This is a genomic window from Umezawaea sp. Da 62-37, assembly GCF_032460545.1.
Classification (GTDB): domain Bacteria; phylum Actinomycetota; class Actinomycetes; order Mycobacteriales; family Pseudonocardiaceae; genus Umezawaea.
On sequence record NZ_CP135965.1, the window covers coordinates 3,551,321 to 3,567,066 of the forward strand.

19 protein-coding genes are annotated in these 15,746 nt (G+C 69.5%); 6 read left to right on the top strand and 13 right to left on the bottom strand.

What is annotated here, in order from left to right; translation table 11 throughout:
- Positions 1–11 precede the first annotated feature (11 nt).
- Positions 12–521, bottom strand: coding sequence for a hypothetical protein (locus tag RM788_RS15560; RefSeq protein WP_315932386.1), 510 nt, complete (start codon positions 519–521; stop codon positions 12–14).
- Between the two features lie 226 nt (positions 522–747).
- Between RM788_RS15560 and RM788_RS15565 the strand changes: the two genes are divergently transcribed.
- Positions 748–1,284 carry a hypothetical protein gene (locus RM788_RS15565; protein ID WP_315932387.1) on the top strand — a complete coding sequence of 179 codons (537 nt, stop codon included), beginning with the start codon at positions 748–750 and terminating at the stop codon, positions 1,282–1,284.
- 384 nt (positions 1,285–1,668) lie between these two features.
- Here the strand turns inward: RM788_RS15565 and RM788_RS15570 are convergent, their stop codons facing one another.
- Positions 1,669–2,217, bottom strand: a complete 549-nt coding sequence (locus tag RM788_RS15570; protein ID WP_315932388.1) for a hypothetical protein — start codon at positions 2,215–2,217, stop codon at positions 1,669–1,671.
- 556 nt (positions 2,218–2,773) lie between these two features.
- Here RM788_RS15570 and RM788_RS15575 point away from each other — a divergent pair.
- A complete protein-coding gene (locus tag RM788_RS15575) occupies positions 2,774–3,385 on the top strand; it encodes a hypothetical protein (protein WP_315932389.1) in 612 nt (203 codons plus the stop codon).
- A gap of 105 nt (positions 3,386–3,490) precedes the next feature.
- On the opposite strand, the gene RM788_RS15580 is transcribed toward RM788_RS15575, so the two are convergent.
- Entirely contained in the window at positions 3,491–5,539 is a 2,049-nt protein-coding gene (locus tag RM788_RS15580) for a LamG domain-containing protein (RefSeq protein ID WP_315932390.1), read from the bottom strand.
- A gap of 201 nt (positions 5,540–5,740) precedes the next feature.
- On the opposite strand from RM788_RS15580, the gene RM788_RS15585 reads away from it, so the two are divergent.
- Together RM788_RS15585 and RM788_RS15590 are read left to right on the top strand one after the other, a co-directional pair.
- Entirely contained in the window at positions 5,741–6,121 is a 381-nt protein-coding gene (locus RM788_RS15585) for a PPOX class F420-dependent oxidoreductase (RefSeq protein WP_315932391.1), read from the top strand.
- Between the two features lie 32 nt (positions 6,122–6,153).
- Positions 6,154–6,891 (top strand): Clp protease N-terminal domain-containing protein, encoded by a 738-nt coding sequence (locus RM788_RS15590; RefSeq protein WP_315932392.1) that lies wholly within the window; start codon positions 6,154–6,156, stop codon positions 6,889–6,891.
- An 8-nt stretch (positions 6,892–6,899) separates the two neighbouring features.
- Here the strand turns inward: RM788_RS15590 and RM788_RS15595 are convergent, their stop codons facing one another.
- From RM788_RS15595 to RM788_RS15620, 6 genes are all read right to left on the bottom strand, one after another.
- The gene (locus tag RM788_RS15595; protein ID WP_315932393.1) at positions 6,900–7,094 is read right to left on the bottom strand and encodes a hypothetical protein; all 195 of its coding nucleotides are present in this window, start codon (positions 7,092–7,094) and stop codon (positions 6,900–6,902) included.
- Positions 7,095–7,402: 308 nt separating this feature from the next.
- Positions 7,403–8,137 carry a bifunctional 1-(5-phosphoribosyl)-5-((5-phosphoribosylamino)methylideneamino)imidazole-4-carboxamide isomerase/phosphoribosylanthranilate isomerase PriA gene (gene priA / locus RM788_RS15600; protein ID WP_315932394.1) on the bottom strand — a complete coding sequence of 245 codons (735 nt, stop codon included), beginning with the start codon at positions 8,135–8,137 and terminating at the stop codon, positions 7,403–7,405.
- Positions 8,138–8,147: 10 nt separating this feature from the next.
- Positions 8,148–8,780 carry an imidazole glycerol phosphate synthase subunit HisH gene (gene hisH / locus RM788_RS15605; RefSeq protein ID WP_315932395.1) on the bottom strand — a complete coding sequence of 211 codons (633 nt, stop codon included), beginning with the start codon at positions 8,778–8,780 and terminating at the stop codon, positions 8,148–8,150.
- A gap of 9 nt (positions 8,781–8,789) precedes the next feature.
- The gene (locus RM788_RS15610; protein ID WP_315932396.1) at positions 8,790–9,296 is read right to left on the bottom strand and encodes a hypothetical protein; all 507 of its coding nucleotides are present in this window, start codon (positions 9,294–9,296) and stop codon (positions 8,790–8,792) included.
- A 15-nt stretch (positions 9,297–9,311) separates the two neighbouring features.
- Entirely contained in the window at positions 9,312–10,208 is an 897-nt protein-coding gene (locus RM788_RS15615; RefSeq protein WP_315932397.1) for a transketolase family protein, read from the bottom strand.
- Positions 10,208–10,888, bottom strand: a complete 681-nt coding sequence (locus RM788_RS15620; RefSeq protein ID WP_315932398.1) for a thiamine pyrophosphate-binding protein — start codon at positions 10,886–10,888, stop codon at positions 10,208–10,210. The genes RM788_RS15615 and RM788_RS15620 overlap by 1 nt, the downstream gene beginning before the upstream one ends.
- A gap of 53 nt (positions 10,889–10,941) precedes the next feature.
- Here RM788_RS15620 and soxR point away from each other — a divergent pair, with 53 nt between their 5' ends.
- Both soxR and RM788_RS15630 read left to right on the top strand, forming a co-directional pair.
- Positions 10,942–11,403 carry a redox-sensitive transcriptional activator SoxR gene (gene soxR / locus RM788_RS15625; RefSeq protein WP_315932399.1) on the top strand — a complete coding sequence of 154 codons (462 nt, stop codon included), beginning with the start codon at positions 10,942–10,944 and terminating at the stop codon, positions 11,401–11,403.
- Positions 11,404–11,922: 519 nt separating this feature from the next.
- Complete coding sequence (locus RM788_RS15630) at positions 11,923–12,453, top strand: RNA 2'-phosphotransferase (protein ID WP_315932400.1); 531 nt, start codon at positions 11,923–11,925, stop codon at positions 12,451–12,453.
- Here the strand turns inward: RM788_RS15630 and RM788_RS15635 are convergent.
- From RM788_RS15635 to hisD, 4 genes are read right to left on the bottom strand one after another with little or no spacing between them, the layout of a single operon-like run.
- Positions 12,450–12,605, bottom strand: a complete 156-nt coding sequence (locus RM788_RS15635) for a CG2302 family histidine operon protein (protein ID WP_315932401.1) — start codon at positions 12,603–12,605, stop codon at positions 12,450–12,452. The genes RM788_RS15630 and RM788_RS15635 overlap by 4 nt on opposite strands.
- A complete protein-coding gene (gene hisB, locus RM788_RS15640) occupies positions 12,605–13,204 on the bottom strand; it encodes an imidazoleglycerol-phosphate dehydratase HisB (protein WP_315932402.1) in 600 nt (199 codons plus the stop codon). The genes RM788_RS15635 and hisB overlap by 1 nt, the downstream gene beginning before the upstream one ends.
- Positions 13,201–14,304 carry a histidinol-phosphate transaminase gene (locus RM788_RS15645; RefSeq protein ID WP_315932403.1) on the bottom strand — a complete coding sequence of 368 codons (1,104 nt, stop codon included), beginning with the start codon at positions 14,302–14,304 and terminating at the stop codon, positions 13,201–13,203. The genes hisB and RM788_RS15645 overlap by 4 nt, the downstream gene beginning before the upstream one ends.
- Complete coding sequence (gene hisD, locus RM788_RS15650; protein ID WP_315932404.1) at positions 14,301–15,617, bottom strand: histidinol dehydrogenase; 1,317 nt, start codon at positions 15,615–15,617, stop codon at positions 14,301–14,303. Before hisD ends, RM788_RS15645 begins: the two co-directional genes overlap by 4 nt.
- Positions 15,618–15,746 lie beyond the last annotated feature (129 nt).

Sequence of the window (15,746 nt, forward strand, 5' to 3'; positions counted from 1 at the left end):
CCAGCCTACGGTCAGGCGAACAGCTGGTCGGTGAGGGCGGGCACGAAGTCCTTCAGCTGGGGCACGCTCGTGTAGTCACCGTCGTCGGTGCGGTGGATCGTCACAGCGGTGACGACATCGCCCTTGGCCAGCAACACCGAACACAGGGTGTCGTGCTTGTCGGCCAGTTGCCGCTCGCAGTACTCGAACCGGTCGTCGACGAACTTCTTCGTCGACGGCAGACCGCCGTTGGAGTAGTACGTCTCGTCCGCCGCCTGGTGGCACGTGGAGACCGCGCGCGCCTCCTTGGCCACTTCCCGACCGGACACCCCTTGGTAGACGGCCGTGTACTGGCGAACCTCCACTACTCGACCATCAGCCCCGCGCCACGTCCACTCGGTGGTCTTGCCGGCCACCGCCCTGCCCTCGGACGGCAGCGCGTCCGGGCAGCGGACCAGGTCGCGCACCCCGGCAGTGGGCGGTGTCGTCACGACGAGCCCGAGCGGACCGGTGACCTGGTCGCCCAACATGACCTTGTCCACCTTCACCAGGGGATCGGGAGCGGGTTCGGGAGTCGGGGCCGATTCGGCCGCAGCACAACCGCCGACGAGAAGGAGAACGAAGAAAAGAATTCGATGCACTGGCTGAACGCTATCAGCGAGCCCCGACCGGAAAGACCACTTCGAGCAACCCGATTCACACCCGTTACCTTCGACCGCATAACGTCTTCACGCGAGTCGGGGACACATTCACCATGGGGAAAATCACATGAAGCAGCGCATTGCCCTGTTCGGCGCGATCGCCGGCGCCGTATTGGTCGTCACCGGTTGTTCATCAACTCCGGCGGCCACCACGGCGACGGGTTCATCAGCACCGACTTCAGCCGCCGCGACGGCCACCAAGTCCGACCCAGTCGCGTGGAGCGGCGCGTTCTGCGAAGGCGTGACCCCGACCCTCGAAGGCCTCGTCGAGGTGCTGAAGTCGGCATTCCAGGAAACCCCCGACCAGGTGGCGCAAAAGGCCGCAATGCTGAACTACGCCACCAAGGCGGGCTCCGCCATGACCGACACGGCGAAGAAGCTCGAAACCCTCGGCGCCCCCACCGCGCAAGCCGAGGAACTCCACAAAGAACTGATCAAGTTCTTCTCGGAGAACGGCACGACCCTCACCAAGGTGAAAACCGACCTCGCCACGATCGACCCGGCCGCCCCCGACTTCCTCACCAGGTCGGCAAGCTTGGCGAAGGCGCGGACCAGGGCAAACTCCAGGACCAGATCAAGAAGCTCACCGACGACCCCACCCTGAAGGAAGCCTTCACCAAGGCGCCGCAGTGCGTGGACATGTCCGAGAAGATGAAGGGCCTGGGCACGGACCTGCTCGGGAAGTAGCCGCTTGCCCTTTCGACCGAAGGCCCGCCGAACCACCTGGGCGGGCCTTCGTCACCTACGGCAGACCCGGATCAAAGCCCTGCCACCTCACCGGACTTCGACCGACTCACGAGTGGAGAACCGCCCTCCACGATGAGCAGACCCGCCTCCGACTCCACCCGAAAGGTCGCCTCACCATCCGGCACAGGCGCAAAACTGACTCGTTCAGCGCCGGCGTGAGCAGCGCCCGCACCTGCTCAGCGCCCCTCTCACCAGCGCCCCTCTCACCAGCGAGCCACGACAGCCACTCCACCTCAGGGAGCTACTCCAACTCCCTGAGCGAGTTGAGGATCAGCTCTCTGTGGGACCGTATTTCCGGAAGCTCCAGGGCGGAAACCAAAACATGCCTGGCACGCTCTTTGAGGTAACCCTCGCGAAGCCCGCATGCCATGATCAGGTCAACGCACGATGCCCGAGCCTGCGAACTTCCCGATGTCTCCAGCAGTTCACAAAAATACGGGAACGCCAACGAAATTTCCCTGACGCACTCTTCGACCGTGACAGGCCCCAGCCCCTGGTCTTCAGGCTCGTGCACATATCCTCCGGATATCTGCGCAAGCAGTTCCAGCGCATAAGCAAGAGCCGGCGGGGACATGGCGGTGAGCGCCTGCACCAAAGAAGCCGCCACGGCCACTGCTGACTGCGTCAGGCAGCCATCCAAGAGCGCCACGTTATCGATCCGCCAGTACGCCAACCTTGCCGACTCCTTGTCGGACGCGACGGCAAGGGCGCGGATCGAGTCGGGCAACGTCGCCGAATCTGCGAAGCTTCGCAGCTCAGGCCAGTTGTGCCTCGCGAGTTCGATCTCCACGGACATCCTCCCGAACCAGCCGGGCAGGGGCTCATCAAGACACCCCCACCCGGCACTACTCCTCTATGTCCAACCTCTTGATAAAGCCGCGCGATGAAGTCCGTCAGGAACGTAATCCCCGGTTGCACGAACGACGACCTTCCATACCGAGCCTCGCACACCATGCAGATGCTGATCGGATCGCCGGTGCGTGGCCTGACTGCCGAGGCGAAGCGGATCTCACTCGCATCACAACCAAGCTGGGAAACCACGCACATCTCCGCACACCCCCAAGCCGGGTCTCACCCCGGCCCACGTCGTATCGGTTCCCCAGGTCCGAGGCGGAACTATGACGGGGATTTCACATCGCCGCTAGACGGCTGAATGGAGTAGTCACTGTGAGTGAAAATATTGATTTCGGCTCACGCTCACCAAATACGCAGGGTGCGCCGAATCCCGCAGACGTCACTTGAATCACACCCCGGTCAGTGGGGATCTGACCGGATGACCGCGCGTTCAACGCGCTACCCTGCGGCAGATTTGAGCAATACTCACAAAATCCCTGGGGGAACACACCATGAAGCACCGCCCCGCCCTCGCCTGCGCGGCCATCGGCGTCGTCCTGGCCGTCTCGGGTTGCACGACGGAGCCCGCGCCGTTCACCGCGGCCCCGACCACCTCGGCGACCACGTCGTCATCGGCCGCCGCGGCCGACACGGTGACGTGGGGCGGCACGTTCTGCGAGGGCGTGACGCCCGCGTTGACCGGGCTCGGTGAGATCATCAAGACTGCGGGCAGCTCCAGCCCGACGGCGCAGATGAACGCGCTCGCGGGTCACGCCACGACCTCGGCCACCGCGATGGCCGACACGACGAAGAAGCTGGAGGTCGCGGGCGCGCCGGACGCGAAGACCAAGGCGCTGCACGAGGAGCTGGTCGCCTTCTTCGGCGACAACGCCAAGGCCCTTACGCAGGTCAAGGAGGACTTGGCGAAGCTCAACCCGACGGCTCCCGACTTCCTCCAGAAGGTGGGCGTCGTCGCGGACCGCGCGCAGCTGGACAAGTTCCAGCAGCAGCTCGGGAAGTACCTCACCGAACCGGCGCTGCAAGAGTCCTTCACCAAGGCCCCGCAGTGCACGGCGATGACGGCGAAGGTGACCGAACTCGGCGCGGATCTGCTGGGGAAGTAGCCGGTTCCGGCCTTCGGCGACAGCGGCCGTGCGCCGGACCGAGGCGTCGCCGCCTCGATCCGCCGTCCACGAAGGACATCGCCAGGACCGCTGTCGCCGATGGGGTTAGGAGTGGCGGGTGCTGTTGTAGGTCAAGGCGACCGCCGCCGAGGTCAGCACGCCGGAGTGCACGGTGACGTCGTCCACGTCGCCGTTCCAGAAGTCGACCGGAGCACCCGAGGCGGTGCCATGGCCGATGACGAGCCCGTCCGCGCCGCCGACACCGGTGACTCCGGTGATCTCGGCGTCCAGCGTGGCGTTCACGTACAGGGCGGCGCTTCCCCTGGTCGCGTCGTACACGCCGGTCAGGAGGACCCACTTGGCCGCTGAGCTGCGGGTGGCCGCGGTCGCCTCGCGGGGGCCGGTCGGCGTCGACACGGTGAAGGTCCACTTGTTCGGGTCGGCCCGGTAGCCGAGCGCGAACCGCGAGGTCTGCGGGTCGTCGGCCGACACCGCAGTGTGGTCAGCGCCGCCGAAACCGTCGTTGCGGACCCACGCGGACACGCTGTACGACCTGTCGGTGTGCAGGCCCGCGGGCCTCGGCAGGGCGATCCGACCGGTCGACGGGCCGAAGTGGGCCGATCCGTTCGCCCAGGTGACGTCGCCGGACAGCGCGCCCTCCTGGCCACTGACCTTGTCCCCCGCCGTGGTCCCGGTCTGCTCGTCCAGCGCGTAGCGGGCCAGGAGTGCCGGAGTGGTGGCGGGCGCCGCGACCTCCGCCGGGGAGATCAGCCGATCCCACACCGCGACCTGGTCGATCGATCCCGCGAAGTGCTCGACCCTGGCGCCGTTCTCCTGCCCGGCACCCACCACCAGGGGACCGGGCGTCCCGGTCGACAGGTCGACCTCGACGCCGCCCTCGAGCCTCCCGTTGACGTAGAGCGAGAGTTCGCGGCTGTCCGGCTCGTACGTGCCGGTCAGGTGGGTCCAGTCGTCGACCTCGGGTGCCGCGGACGAATGCGCCGACACGGACCCGGCGGCGCCCTGCGCCGTCATCGCCCAGCGGTTCGCGTCCGCGTCGTACCGCAGGGCGAACGCGCTGCCGCCCGCCCCGTCCTGGCTCACCGCGGTTCGGCTGCCGACGGGGATGGCGTCCAGCCTCACCCAGGCCGCGATCGAGAAGGCCTTGGCCGGATCGACCACCGCGGTCGTCGTCGCACCGAACGAGCCGGCGCCGTCGGTCACCAGGGCGTTGCCGGAGTGGCCCGCGCCGAACAGCGCGCCACCGGACAACGCCAGGGGCCGGTCGCCACCACTGCTGTCGGCGGCTGTCGTCCCGTCCGCCTCGTCCAGTTCCCAGACGCCCGTCGGCGCCGTCGGCCCGTCCACGATGAAGGAGTAGGTGGTCCTGGCTTGGTTCCCCGCGCGGTCGAACGCCGTCACGTACAGCGTGTTGGTCATCTGGTAGTCGGGCGTGACCAGGATCGTCGTGGTTCCCCCGGTGCCGACGCGGTGCTCGAAGCCGTTGTCGCGGTTGAGCGACCAGCCGTACCGCACCACGTCGGCGCTGCCGCCGGAGGAGATGGTGAACACGCCGGTCCGACCGGGGCTGCCCGCGACGACCCCGGCGGGGTAGTCGGTGGACGACACCGTCGGCGCGGGCGGCGCGGTGGTGTCCACTTCGAACTCGCACAGCTCCGAGTAGCTCCGAACCGCGGGGTCGTCACCGCCCGCCCACACCTGCCAGGAGTAGACCCCGGCCTCGACCAACCAGCCGTCGGGCACCGTCACCTCGGCGAACGACCCGTGCGACACGAAGTCCGCGTGGATGTCCTCGTTGTTCCAGGTGTGGTCGTCGACCGTGCCGGTGAACACCCGGAAGCCCGAGGCGATCACCCCGTCACCGGGAGCGGACAACCTGGCCCGCAGTCGCGGCGTCCGGGTGGCGACGACCGGGCGGCCCTCACCCGTGGCGCACGGCAGAGCGTTGTCGACACCGGGGCCGTAGCCCTCCAAGCCCAGGTCCTTCGGCTGATCCGGCACGCCGGTGGAAATGGCAGGTGCCGCCGCGGCCTCGGCCGCGAAGACGGGCAGGGCTCCACCACCGAGGGCGAGCACCAGACCCAGAACGGATGCGCGCAGGGCGAGACCCCGCGCGGTGATGCGCAAACGCATGTCGTAATTCCCCCCGGCCGGGTCGAACCCCGGCCACATTCGCGAACAATCCCCCGACCCGGAGGACACTATGGACGAATCCCCGGCCCGCGTACAGACGGCCGAACAGCGCAATCGCCGTCCGCCGGATCACCGGCTCCCGGCGCTGCGACACCCGCGGCCACCGGACGGCGGAGGTGACCGAAAGCTAGGGTCCGACGGGTGACCAGTGAACTCGGTGAAGGCAAGTACCTGTTGTTGACGACCTACCGCAAGGACGGCCGGGCGGTGCCCACTCCCGTCTGGGTGGTGGCCGACGGTGGGCAGTTGTTCGCGTGGAGCGCCACCGACAGCGGGAAGGTGAAGCGGATCCGGCGGGACGGGAAGGTGTCGGTCGGGCCGTGTGATGTCAGGGGGAAGCCGACCGGTGGGTCGGTCGACGCGCAGGCCGAACTGCTGGACGAGAGCGGCAGCGACCGGGTGCGCGGGTTGATCGGCAAGAAGTACGGCATCGCGGGGAAGTTGACGCTGCTCGGCAGCAGGCTGCGCCGGGGGCGGACGGGGTCGATCGGGATCGCAATCGTTCCGTCAACCGGCGGTTGACGGTGAGCGGAGCGTCAACCTAAGGTTGACGTATGCTCTCGTCACCGGTCCAGTTGACCGATCTCATCGTCGTCGTCGCGTCGGAGCACAAGGCCGTGCTCGACCGGCTGTCGGCCGCCGTCGGGCTCAGCGCGCAGCTCGACGAGCTCGGCGATCACCTGATCGGGCACTTCGTGGACGAGGCGCGGCGGTCGGGGGCGTCGTGGACGGACATCGGCGAGAGCATCGGTGTCAGCAAGCAGGCGGCGCAGAAGCGTTTCGTACCAAGGGAATCGCCTGACGCGGAGGCGTTGAGCAAGCCGTCGTTCGACCGGTACACCGAGCGCGCGCGGCGGGTCGTCGTGCTGGCCCGCCACCACGCGCGGTTCAGCGAGCGGATCGGCACGGAGCACCTGCTGCTCGGCCTGCTCGACGAGTCGGGCGGGCTGGGGGCGAAGACGATGCACTACCTGGAGGCGGCCGAGGGCAGCACGCGCATGGCGCTGCTGCTCAAGCTCGACAGCACCAGCAGGCAGCCGTCCGAGCAGCAGCCGTTCACCACGCACTCCAAGAAGGCGCTGGAACTGGCGGTGCGCGAGGCGCTACGGCTCGGCCACAACTTCGTGGGCACCGAACACCTCCTGCTCGGCGTGCTCGCGGAGGGGGCCGGGACCGCGGCCGAGGTGCTCGCCGGGGCGGGGATCACGCGGGAGGCTGCGGAGGCCCACATCACCGGGGAGATCGACGCGGCCATCGGGCGGGCACGGCTTCGGACGCTGCCGCGGGCCTGAGCAGTCGCTCACGACGCCCTCCGGTACGGCTCGAACCAGGCGAAGCCGCCGTCGGGAGCGCGGAACCAGGTCGGAGTGTCGTCGACGGGCGCGAGGGAAAGGCGGAAAGCGCCGCGCGCCAACGGTTCCGCCCGCGTGGTGCCGCCGAACCGGTGCTCGGCGATGGACTTGTCCGCGTGGACCTCTGAGGTGGGGAAGGGCATGCACCCACGGTGCCCACGCCCCGGCTAGGCGGGCATCATCCTGCGGGCTGGCACGCGGACCAGTCCGGAGGATGACAACCGACGCCCGACAAGGGTGCGCGGACCGGGTGGTCCACGTGGACCACCCGGTCCCGGAGTGGACTAGGGGCTGTTTCCCGGATTTCGTTCGATGAGAGCCGCGCCTGAGGTGGTTCCTGGCGGTGCGGGCAGAGTGCCCGCATACCGCTGTTGTACGTGGGCCCTCTGCCCGTGCCCCCAGGGGCCGCGTCAGGCCCGGCTGTCGCGGACACGGATCCGGGAAGCAGTCCCTAGCCCCGGACGGCGGTGAGCGCCTCGGGAAGGGTGAACGAGCCCGCGTAGAGCGCCTTGCCGATGATCGCGCCCTCGACGCCGTCTCGGGACAGGGCGGCGAGCGCGATCAGGTCGTCCACACTGGACACACCGCCGGAGGCGATGACCGGCGCGTCGGTGCGGGCGCAGACCTCGCGCAGCAGGTCGACGTTCGGGCCCTGGAGCATGCCGTCCTTGCCGACGTCGGTCACGACGTAGCGGGTGCAGCCGTCGCGGTCCAGCCGCTCCAGCACCTCCCACAGGTCACCGCCGTCGGTGGTCCAGCCGCGCGAGGCGACCCGGTGGCCGCGCTCGGTGATGCGCACGTCCAGGCCTACGGCGACCTTCTCGCCGTGTTCGGCGACGACCTTGGCGCACCACGCCGGGTCCTCCAGCGCGGCGGTGCCGAGGTTGACCCTGGCGCAGCCGGTCGAGAGGGCGTTGGCGAGCGACTCGTCGTCGCGGATGCCGCCGGTCAGCTCCACGTTCACGTCGAGTTCGCCGACGACGCGGGCCAGCAGTTCGCGGTTGCTGCCGCGGCCGAACGCGGCGTCGAGGTCGACCAGGTGCACCCATTCGGCACCGTCGCGCTGCCAGGCGAGTGCGGCCTCCAGCGGGTCGCCGTAGTTGGTCTCGGTGCCGGCTTCGCCCTGGACGAGCCGGACGGCGAGGCCGTCGACCACGTCGACGGCCGGGAGCAGCGTGAATGTCACGCCATTCAGCCTAGTTGAAGCTCTTCAGCCAGTTCTCCAGCAGGTGCGCGCCCGCGTCGCCGGACTTCTCCGGGTGGAACTGGGTCGCCCACAGGACGCCGTTCTCCACCGCGGCCACGAAGTCGCTGCCGTGCTCGGCCCACGTCACGAGCGGCGGCTTGATCACGTCCGACGGCTCCAGCACCCAGTCGCGCACGCCGTAGGAGTGCACGAAGTAGTACCGGGTGTCGTCGGGCAGCCCGGCGAACAGCCTGGTGTCCGCCGGCGCGCGCACGGTGTTCCAGCCCATGTGCGGCACGATCGGAGCTTCCAGCCGCTCCACCGTGCCCGGCCACTCGCCGCAGCCCTCGGTGAGCACGCCGTGCTCGATGCCGCGGTCGAACAGGACCTGCATGCCCACGCACACGCCGAGCACCGGGCGGCCGCCTGCGAGGCGTTCGCCGATCATGCGGCCGCCGCGGATGGCGTTGAGCTGGTCCATGCACGCCGCGTACGCGCCGACACCGGGGACGAACAGGCCGTCCGCGTCGAGCACGGCGCGGTGGTCGGAGGTCACCTCCACGTCGGCGCCGACGCGCTGGAGGGCGCGCTCGACCGAGCGGAGGTTGCCGGATCCGTAGTCCAAGACGACGACGCGTGCCACGTGACCAGGCTAGGCCAGTGGTGGTTCGGTCGGTGCCGCACCCTGCGTGACCGGCACCACGGGCAGCATGGTGTTGATCGGCAGGCCCACCAGCCGCGTGCGCGACGAGGGCAGCCCGGCCACGTGCGCGTCCGCGCGGCCCTCGTCGACCAGTCCCACGACCTGCGTCACGTCGGCGGTCAGCTCGGCGTCGCCGCGTTCACGACCCTTGAGCCGCCACCACGTCACCGGGCCCGCGAGCCGCATCGCGGACAGCACCGACCCCTGGTAGGTCGTGCGGGTGCCGTCCGAGCCGACCTGCGTGCTGCCCGACCACCTCAGGACCAGCGCCGTGCCGCCGATCTCCCGGCACCGGTCGGCCAGCCGCACGGCGGACGGGAAACCTCCGCGCCGCGCGGGGAGGAGCACCGTGCCCGTGCTCACCGGGACGAGCGCGGCGGGCCCCGAGCCCTCCTTGTGCAGGGCCAGTTGCAGCGTCGCGGTGGGTGCCGCGGTCCAGATCAGGGTTCTCGCCACTCTCACAGGACTAGATCATGCCTGATTCCCGTGGTTGTACATCCGCCGCACGGCCGCCGAGATGCCGACGACGTCGAGGTCGTGCGCCGAGTCGTGGTCTTCCGCGGTGCCGTAGGCGTGCAGCTCGGCTTCCCTTTGCACGCCAAGGGATCTCAGCCGTGACGGAACGTCGGCCAGCGCCTCGCTGACCAGGTGCGCGGACGTCCCCTCCAGGTACGGCTCGACCAGCAGCACGTCGGCGCGGTCCGCCTCCCGCACCGCCCGGCGCAGGCCTTCGGCGTCGAACGGCCGGATCGTGCTGGTGTAGAGCACCGTCACATCGGTGTCGGTGGTGGCCTCCAGCACCCGGTCCAGCACCGGCCCGACCGCGACCACCACTCCCAGCCGACCCTCGCGCACCGCGGTGAACCCCTCCGCCACCGGGTACGCGCGCGCGTTGGCGCGCAACGAAAGCCGCAGGTACACCCGGTTGTCGGCGGCGAGCGCGGCGCGCACCAGCGGCGCCACCTCGTCCGGGTGGCCGGGCACGTGCACGGTCCAGCCGGGCAGCGTGTCGAACAGCGCGACGTCGCCGGGCGCCTGGTGCGTCCGCCCCCACGCCGGGTCGTCGTAGGAGGCACCGACGCTCACCAGCACCCCGCCGACGTCCTGGTGGCCGAAGTCCAGCTTGATCTGCTCGAACGGCCTCTCGACCAGGAACGGCGCGTACGTGTGCACCACCGGCCGCAGCCCGCTCAGCGCCAGTCCCCCGCCGACCCCGACCATGGCCTGCTCGCGGATGCCGACGTTGATCACCCGATCGGAGGCCGGGAAGACGTCGCGGGAGATCTCCGCGAGCACCACCACGACACGGGGGTCGACCGCCATCACCTCGGTCACCGTCCGGGCGAACTCCTCCCTCATCGTCGCCATCACAGCACCTCCGCCACGACCACCAGCGGCGCGCCCACGTGCGGCAGGGTCAACGCGTCGTGCAGCGCGTCCTGATCCCGACCGTCCACTGTGGTCGCCTCCCAGCCCTCCACCGCGAACCGCGCCGCGATCCCACCCGGCCACCCGTGCGTACCGGACCGGTTGTCCACCACCACGGCCGTCAACCGCTCAATCCCCATCCGCCCCGCCAACGCGATGGCCTCGTGGTTGCTGCCCTCATCAAGCTCCGCGTCCCCGACCAGCACCACCACCCGCTGGTCACCCCCCTGCACACCCAGCCCCAACGCCATCCCCACCGCGATCGGCAACCCGTGCCCCAACGACCCGCTGCTGATCTCCACCCCCGGCACCAGCAGCCGGTCCGGGTGCCGCCCCAACGGCGAGTCCCACTTCGTCCACGTGTCCAGGAGCGACGGCTCCAGGAACCCCTTCGCCGCCAGCACCGCGTAGTACGCCATCGGCCCATGCCCCTTGGACAACAGGAACCGATCCCGCCCAGGGTCGTCGACCCGCTCCGACGACACTCTCAAAACCCGGTCGTAGAGCACCCACAACACGTCGAGCGTCGACGCCGCCGCCCACTCGTGCTTCTCGTCCCCCGTCATCCGGGCGAACAACGCGGGAATGCCCGCGAACCCCGATTCCCTTGTCGCTGTCATGCTTCCACGATCCAACCTCGACCATGGTGGAGGTCAAGACGTAGGCTGGGCGGGTGACCAAGTTACCGGAGAACCTCACCATCGGACAGGTGGCCGAGCGCAGCGGCGTACCGCACACCGCGCTGCGCTTCTACGAGGAGCGCGGGCTGATCGCATCGCACCGCACCACCGGCAACCAACGCCGGTACGCCAGGTCCGTACTGCGCAGGCTCGCCTTCATCCGCACAGCACAACGAGTCGGCCTGAGCCTGGAAGACGTGCACGCCGCACTCGCCACCCTCCCCGACGCCCGCACACCGACGAAGGCCGACTGGAGCCGCCTGTCGCAGACCTGGCAGGAGGAACTCGACGCCCGCATCGACGCCCTACACCGCCTCCGCGACCGCCTGACCTCCTGCATCGGCTGCGGCTGCCTCTCCCTGCGCAGCTGCTTCCTCCACAACTTCGACGACGCACAGGCAGTCGACGGACCGGGCGCACCAAAACTGAAAGCAGCCACCGAAGGCGGCACCTGAACACCGAACACCACAACAGCCCTCTTGGCCCGCACAGCCCGGATGCCCGACCGTCGCACAGCGAGGTGCCCGGTCCGGCGCAGCTCGGATGCTCTACCGACGCACAGCGAGGTGCCCGGTCCGGCGCAGCTCGGATGCTCTACCGACGCACAGCGAGGTGCCCGGTCCGGCGCAGCTCGGATGCCCTGCCGACGCGCAGCGAGGTGCCTGGTCCGTCGCGGAGCGTCGGATCCCCAAAAGACCAAAGCCAGGCCTTATCAGGCGGAGCCTGATGCCTTGCCGACGCGCAGCGAGGTGCCCGAGTTCGGCGCAGCCGAATGCTGGCGCAGCCAGACCTACCCCTGCACCCGATCCAAAGCCATCTCTATGCTTGTCGAAGCTTGTCAAGACAGCTCCATCGTCTTGACAAGCTTCGACAAGCATAGAACACTCGGCGACCGGGTAAAGGCACCAGCCCTAAAACCCAACCCCCCACAAACCAGTAGCAACCCCCACCCCCGACGTGCTCAGCTACACCCCATGCAAGAAAAAGACACCATCCGCATCTCCAAGCGCCTCTCCAGACACCTGAGGCACTCCCCGGAAGCCATCGGCATCCGCCTCGACCCCGCAGGCTGGGTCGACATCGACGTACTCCTCACCGCCCTGGGCGGCAACATCACCCGCGCCCAGCTCATGGAAGTGGTCACCCACAACGACAAACAACGCTTCGCCATCCAGGACAACCGCATCCGCGCCAGCCAAGGCCACAGCACCCCCGTCGACCTGGGCCTACCGACATCCGAACCCCCGGCAACCCTCTACCACGGCACCATCGCCAGCTCACTACCCGCCATCCACCAGCACGGCCTCAAACCCATGAACCGCCACGACGTCCACCTCTCGGCAACCATCGAAACCGCCCAACGAGTAGGCGCAAGACGCGGCAAACCGGTAATCCTCACCGTCAACGCAAAAGCCATGCACCACGACGGCCACGAATTCCGCATCAGCGCCAACGGCGTCTGGCTAACCCCCCACGTCCCACCGCAATACCTAGCCCAGACCTAAACCAACCAGGCCACCGCTCCACCAACAGCGACCACCGCCAACACCCCCAACACCCCCGCGACCACCTTGGCCGTCTTCCAAGTGCTGTAAACCCCACCCAGCAGGAACCCGGCCAACGCCAACAGCCCGATCCCCACGTACTCCTTCGGCATTACAGAACACCCTTGGTGGAAGGCACTCCCGCCACCCTCGGATCCGGCTCGACCGCGGCCCGCAACGCCCGCGCGATCGCCTTGAACTCGGCCTCGCTGATGTGGTGCGGATCCCGCCCGTACTCCACCCTCACGTGCAACGCGATCTGGGCGTGGAACGCCAACGAGTCGAACACGTGCCGGTTCAGCACGAACGGGTAGTTCCCACCGATCGTGAACGTGTTGAACTGCTCCGGCTCCCCGATGTGCACGCAGAACGGGCGCCCGGACACATCGACCGCGGCGTGCGCCAACGTCTCGTCCATCGGAATCCAGCAGTCGCCGAACCGCCGGATACCCTTCTTGTCCCCCAACGCTTCCCGCAGCGCCTGCCCCAACACGATGGCGACGTCCTCTACCGTGTGGTGCGCGTCGATTTCCACGTCACCGGAGGCACGCACCTTGAGGTCGAAGCTCCCGTGCACGCCGAACGCGGTCAGCATGTGGTTGTAGAACGGGACTCCGGTGTCGATCTCGACCTGCCCGGTCCCGTCCAGGTCGATCTCGACGTACACCGACGACTCGCTGGTGGCGCGCTCCACCTTGCCGACCCGACTCACCGACGAACCTCCTTGCCGGCCGCGAGGAACGTGTCGTTCTCCTCGGGCGTTCCGATGGTGACCCGCAGGTGCCCTGCGATGCCGACGTCCCTGATCAGCACGCCGCGCTCCAAGTACGACCGCCAGGTGGCGTGCGCGTCCTCGAACCAGCCGAAGAGCACGAAGTTCGCGTCGCTGTGCACGACCCGGAAACCCTGGCCCGCCAACGACTCCACGACCCGGTCGCGTTCGGCGGCCAGCTTCGCGACCGAGCCGAGCGTCTCGACGGAGTGCCGCAGCGCAGCGCGCGCGGCCGCCTGCGTCAGCGCGGACAGGTGGTAGGGCAGCCGGACCAGGAGCAGCGCGTCGACCACGGCGGGGGCGGCGGCGAGGTAGCCGAGGCGCCCGCCCGCGAAGGCGAACGCCTTGCTCATGGTGCGGCTGACGATGAGCTTCGCCGGGAAGTCCTCGATCAGCTCCACGGCGCTGCTGTGCGGCGAGAACTCGGCGTACGCCTCGTCGACCACGACCACGCCGGGCGCGGCCTCGATCAGTTCGCGCAGGTCCGACGGCGGCACGCTCTGGCCGGTCGGGTTGTTGGGGCTGGTCACGAACACCACGTCCGGCCGGATCGAGGCGACGATCTCCGCGGCCCGCGCGGTGTCCAGCGAGAAGTCCTCGCGGCGCGGCGTGGGCGACCACTCGGTGCGGGTGCCCGCCGCGATGATCGGGTGCATCGAGTAGGACGGCTCGAAGCCGAGCGCCGTGCGGCCGGGACCGCCGAACGCCTGGAGGATCTGCTGGAGGATCTCGTTGGACCCGTTGGCGGCCCACAGGTTCCGCTCGGTGAGCGGCACACCGGTCGCGGCCGCCAGGTACGCGGCGAGGTCCGTGCGCAGCGCCACGGCGTCGCGGTCCGGGTACCGGTGCAGTTCGCCCGCGATCTCGGCGACCGCCGTCACGACGTCCGCGATCAGCTCGGGCGTCGGCGGGTACGGGTTCTCGTTGGTGTTCAGCCGGACCGGCACGTCCAGCTGCGGCGCGCCGTAGGGCGTGCGTCCGCGCAGGTCCTCGCGCAGCGGCAGGTCGGACAGCTCGACCCGGTCACCGATAGCCCTCATCGCGTGAACCTCGCCGTCACGGCCTGGCCGTGCGCGGGCAGGTCCTCGGCGTTGGCGAGGGCGACCACGTGGTCGGCGACCCCGCGCAGCGCCTCCTCGGAGTAGTCCACGACGTGGATGCCGCGCAGGAATGTCTGCACGGACAGCCCGGACGAGTGCCGGGCGCAGCCGCCGGTGGGCAGCACGTGGTTCGAGCCCGCGCAGTAGTCGCCGAGGGAGACCGGCGAGTGCGGGCCGACGAAGACGGCGCCCGCCGACCGGACGCGGGCCGCGACCGCGCGGGCGTCGGCGGTCTGGATCTCCAGGTGCTCGGCCGCGTAGGCGTTCACCACCCGCAGCCCGTCGTCCACGGTGGACACCAGCACGGTGCCGGACTGCTTGCCGGACAACGCGGTCCGCACCCGCTCGTGGTGCTTGGTCGCGCCGACCTGGCGCTCCAGCTCCGCGTCCACGGCGTCGGCCAGCTCCTCGGAGTCCGTCACCAGCACGCTGGCGGCGGCCGGGTCGTGCTCGGCCTGGCTGATCAGGTCGGCGGCCACGTGCACGGGGTCGGCGGTCGCGTCGGCGAGGACGGCGATCTCGGTCGTGCCCGCCTCGGCGTCGATGCCGATCAGCCCGCGCAGCATCCGCTTCGCGGCCGTCACGTAGAGGTTGCCCGGCCCGGTCACCAGGTCGACCGGCTCCAGCGCGGAGCCGTCGGTGTCCACGCCGCCGTACGCCAGCAGCGCCACGGCCTGCGCGCCGCCGACGGCCCACACCTCGGTCACGTCGAGCAGGGCGGCGGCGGCGAGGATCGTCGGGTGCGGCAGGCCGCCGAACTCCGCCTGCGGCGGCGAGCAGACGACCAGGGACTCGACCCCGGCGGCCTGCGCGGGGACGACGTTCATCACGACGCTGGACGGGTACACGGCGAGGCCACCGGGGGCGTACAGCCCGACGCGGGCGACCGGCACCCAGCGCTCGGTGACCGTGCCGCCGGGCACGACCTGGACGGTGGTGTCGGTGCGGCGCTGCTCGGCGTGCACCTTGCGGGCCCGCTCGATCGACACCTCGAGGGCTTCGCGCACGGCCGGGTCGAGCGATTCCAGGGCGGCGCCCAGTTCGGCGACGGGCACCCTCACGGACGCGGGGCGCACCTTGTCGAAGCGCTCGGTGAACTCCATGACGGCGTCCACACCGCGGTCCTCGACCGCCTCGACCACCGGTCGGACCTGATGCAGCACCGCTTCCACGTCGACCTCGGCGCGCGGCAGGACCGCTCGGAGTTCGGTGGGTGACGGGACACTGCCTCGCAGGTCGGTGCGGGTGAGCATGGCCCCAAGCCTAGGCGAAGGCGAATTCCGTCAACTGTCAGCCCGGTGCGGACCACCGCGAAGCCAGCGAACGGCGCTATCCGGACAGAACGGTCAGGGCCACGCTGGAACGGCACCACTCCGTCCCAC

Bases quoted from the DNA above. Each gene is read 5' to 3' on its own strand.
- RM788_RS15630 (WP_315932400.1), top strand. From the start codon at position 11,923: ATGCAAGAAAAAGACACCATCCGCATCTCCAAGCGCCTCTCCAGACAC.
- RM788_RS15620 (WP_315932398.1), bottom strand. From the start codon at position 10,888: ATGACAGCGACAAGGGAATCGGGGTTCGCGGGCATTCCCGCGTTGTTC.
- RM788_RS15565 (WP_315932387.1), top strand. From the start codon at position 748: ATGAAGCAGCGCATTGCCCTGTTCGGCGCGATCGCCGGCGCCGTATTG.
- RM788_RS15590 (WP_315932392.1), top strand. From the start codon at position 6,154: ATGCTCTCGTCACCGGTCCAGTTGACCGATCTCATCGTCGTCGTCGCG.
- RM788_RS15635 (WP_315932401.1), bottom strand. From the start codon at position 12,605: ATGCCGAAGGAGTACGTGGGGATCGGGCTGTTGGCGTTGGCCGGGTTC.
- RM788_RS15595 (WP_315932393.1), bottom strand. From the start codon at position 7,094: ATGCCCTTCCCCACCTCAGAGGTCCACGCGGACAAGTCCATCGCCGAG.
- RM788_RS15580 (WP_315932390.1), bottom strand. From the start codon at position 5,539: ATGCGTTTGCGCATCACCGCGCGGGGTCTCGCCCTGCGCGCATCCGTT.
- hisD (WP_315932404.1), bottom strand. From the start codon at position 15,617: ATGCTCACCCGCACCGACCTGCGAGGCAGTGTCCCGTCACCCACCGAA.
- RM788_RS15645 (WP_315932403.1), bottom strand. From the start codon at position 14,304: ATGAGGGCTATCGGTGACCGGGTCGAGCTGTCCGACCTGCCGCTGCGC.
- RM788_RS15615 (WP_315932397.1), bottom strand. From the start codon at position 10,208: ATGGCGACGATGAGGGAGGAGTTCGCCCGGACGGTGACCGAGGTGATG.
- RM788_RS15575 (WP_315932389.1), top strand. From the start codon at position 2,774: ATGAAGCACCGCCCCGCCCTCGCCTGCGCGGCCATCGGCGTCGTCCTG.